Source organism: Aeromonas sp. ZOR0002, from assembly GCF_963866995.1.
In the GTDB taxonomy this organism is placed as follows: Bacteria; Pseudomonadota; Gammaproteobacteria; order Enterobacterales; family Aeromonadaceae; genus Aeromonas; species Aeromonas caviae.
In genome coordinates this window covers 5,022-6,005 of record NZ_CAWMFQ010000386.1, presented here as the reverse complement: position 1 = coordinate 6,005, position 984 = coordinate 5,022, and the positions used below count along the sequence as shown (strand labels likewise).

The following is a 984-nucleotide window of genomic DNA, read 5'->3' as shown; positions in this document are numbered from 1 at the left end:
AGGGGCAAGCCTATATCGGCGGCCTCGGGGTCGGTCTGGTCTGTCTGCTGCTCGGGGACGTGCTGCCGTTCGCCCTCTTGCTGCCGCTCGCCATCATCGCCGGCGGCCTGTTCGGCGCGGCCTGGGCCTTCATCCCGGCCTGGCTGCAAGCCAAGCGGGGCAGCCACATCGTCATCACCACCATCATGTTCAACTTCATCGCCGCCTCCCTGATGGCCTACCTCTTGGTCGACGTCTTCAAGCCGCCAGGATCCATGGCCACCGAGAGCAAGGTGTTCGCCATGGCGAGCTGGCTGCCGAAGATGAGCGAGCTGCTGGCGGCGGTCGGCGTGACGGTGCCGAACAGCCCGCTCAACATCAGCTTCTTCTGGGCGCTGATCTGTGCGGCCCTGGTCTGGGTCTTCATCTGGCATACCCGCTGGGGCTACGAGATCCGCTCCGTGGGCGCCAGCCAGAGTGCCTCCGCCTACGCGGGCATCTCCTATCCCAAGGTGGTGATCCTGGCCATGGTGATCTCCGGCATGCTGGCGGGCTTCTTCGCCCTCAACGTGCTGCAGGGTGAGCTGCACCAGATCAAGCTCAACTTCGTGGAAGGCTTCGGCTTCACCGGCATCGCGGTGGCCCTGATGGGCCGCAACCACCCGGTCGGCGTCATCATCGCCAGCCTGCTGTTCGGCTTCCTCTACCAGGGCGGCGCCGAGCTCAGTTTCGAGTTCGGGGTGGACCGCAACATCGTCGTAGTGCTGCAGGGTCTGGTGATCCTGTTCTGCGGCGCCCTGGAGCACATGCTGCGCCCGCGCATCGAGCAGGCCTATCTGGCCTTTGCCAACCGCCCGGTCGCCCAAGTGAAAGGAGCCTGACCATGTTCGAAATGCTGATCCTGATGCTGGATGCCACCATCCGCACCGCACCGCCGCTCATTCTTGCCGCTATGGCCGGGATGTTTTGTGAACGCTCCGGGGTAGTCAACATCGCCCTGGAGGG

The 984-nt window shown here is 64.6% G+C and carries 1 protein-coding gene and 1 pseudogene; both read left to right on the top strand.

Annotated elements, in window-relative coordinates:
* On the top strand, nt 1-860 hold an 860-nt coding region (locus AACR77_RS21005; protein ID WP_042882213.1), incomplete at its 5' end, for an ABC transporter permease.
* Between the two features lie 2 nt (nt 861-862).
* Nucleotides 863-984, top strand: a pseudogene (locus AACR77_RS21000) (ABC transporter permease); the annotation flags it as partial.